Consider the following 1,801-nt stretch of genomic DNA (forward strand, 5'->3'; position numbering starts at 1 on the left):
GAAGAGTTCAAAGAAGAAATAAAACGCTGTAATCTTAGGCTCAATATGCGAAAAAATGGAGACTGCGTTATAGGTCAAGAAAACGCTGAATGGCTAAATATTATGGACTTGAATAAATAAAAACATTTGGGTTAACTGGCTGATTTGCTCCCGCCAGTTCTACTTTAATTGAGTCTCCGGAGTTTCTGGTTGACAAAACGCCCAAAGTGTAGAGGAGGAAGTCTATATCAACGGATTATTTGGTTGATCCTTTTCAGCCTACTCTGTCAATTTTCCGTCTCCACTTTACGCCTGAGTCTTCATAGCGATGCTGACTAGGGATGACAGCGAGAGCTGGGCAAGCCTCAAAAAGATTCTGGATCATGTCCAATCTAAACGCCTGCACAACATTCCTCTTGTAGGAAACTGATCAAGTTTTCTATATGCCCATACGCCACCTACCTGTTTTTCTGATCAAGGCGGGAGATGATTAATTCGTTAAGCCTTCCTGGGTACCAGTTGGTGGATTCTGAGGAGCAGAATGACGACATACATTTTCAGCTTGAAGCACCTACACCAATAGCCTGCGAGGAATGCGGTGTGCAGGGCGAGTTCGTGCGGTTCGGCAAGCGTGATGTTCCCTATCGTGATCTACCTATTCACGGCAAACGGGTCACCCTCTGGGTAGTCCGCCGCCGGTACATCTGCCGTGCCTGCAAGACCACCTTCAGGCCCCAGCTGCCGGAAATGGTGGACGGCTTCCGCATGACGCTGCGGCTGCATGAATACGTGGAGAAGGAATCCTTCAACCACCCCTACACCTTCGTGGCGGCACAGACCGGCCTGGACGAGAAGACGGTACGCGACATCTTTAACGCCCGCGCCGAGTTCCTGGGGCGCTGGCACCGCTTCGAGACGCCCCGCATTCTGGGCATCGACGAGCTGTACTTGAACAAGCGCTACCGCTGCATCCTGACCAACATCGAGGAGCGAACCCTGCTCGACCTGCTGGCCACCCGCCGGCAGGACGTGGTGACCAACTACCTGATGAAGCTCAAAGACCGGCAGAAGGTCGAGATCGTCAGCATGGACATGTGGAACCCCTACCGGACAGCGGTCAAGACAGCACTGCCACAGGCCCGCATTGTGGTCGATAAGTTCCATGTGGTGCGCATGGCCAACGATGCCCTGGAGAAGGTGCGCAAGGGACTCAGGACGGATCTAAAACCCGCCCAAAGCCGAACCCTCAAAGGAGACCGGAAAATCCTGCTGAAACGCGCTCACGAAGTCTCAGACCGGGAGTGGTTAATCATGGAAACATGGACGGGTGCATTCCCGCAACTGCTGGCCGCTTACGAACACAAGGAACGCTTCTACGGCATCTGGGACGCCACCACACGGCCCGAGGCAGAAGCCGCCCTGGATGACTGGATAGCCGCCATCCCGGAGGGCCAGAAGGAAGTCTGGAGCGACCTGGTCAGGGCGGTGGGCAACTGGCGCGAAGAGCTCATGACCTACTTCGAGGCGGACATACCCGTCACCAACGCTTACACAGAATCCATCAACCGACTGGCCAAGGACAAGAACCGAGAAGGGCGCGGTTACTCGTTCGAGGTGATGCGGGCACGAATGCTCTACACCACGAAGCACAAGAAGAAGGCCCCGACTGCGAAGATCTCTCCGTTCTACAAGAAAACCATCGGTTACGGAATGCTAGACTTCGCAGAGGAACTCAACTACGGGGTCGATCTATCAACCATCTGAGGGTGGCATCAGGTTGGTGGGGTGAAGATGCCCCATCAACCATTAAATCCGTATACCC

General features: G+C 53.9%; 1 protein-coding gene. It reads left to right on the plus strand.

The genetic code is table 11. The features are described from left to right. The first annotated feature begins 465 nt into the window (after nt 1–465). Nucleotides 466–1,743, plus strand: a complete 1,278-nt coding sequence (locus CW305_RS06590; RefSeq protein WP_103458179.1) for an ISL3 family transposase — start codon at nt 466–468, stop codon at nt 1,741–1,743. Nucleotides 1,744–1,801 lie beyond the last annotated feature (58 nt).

Source organism: Stutzerimonas kunmingensis (assembly GCF_002929225.1).
Lineage (GTDB): Bacteria > Pseudomonadota > Gammaproteobacteria > Pseudomonadales > Pseudomonadaceae > Stutzerimonas.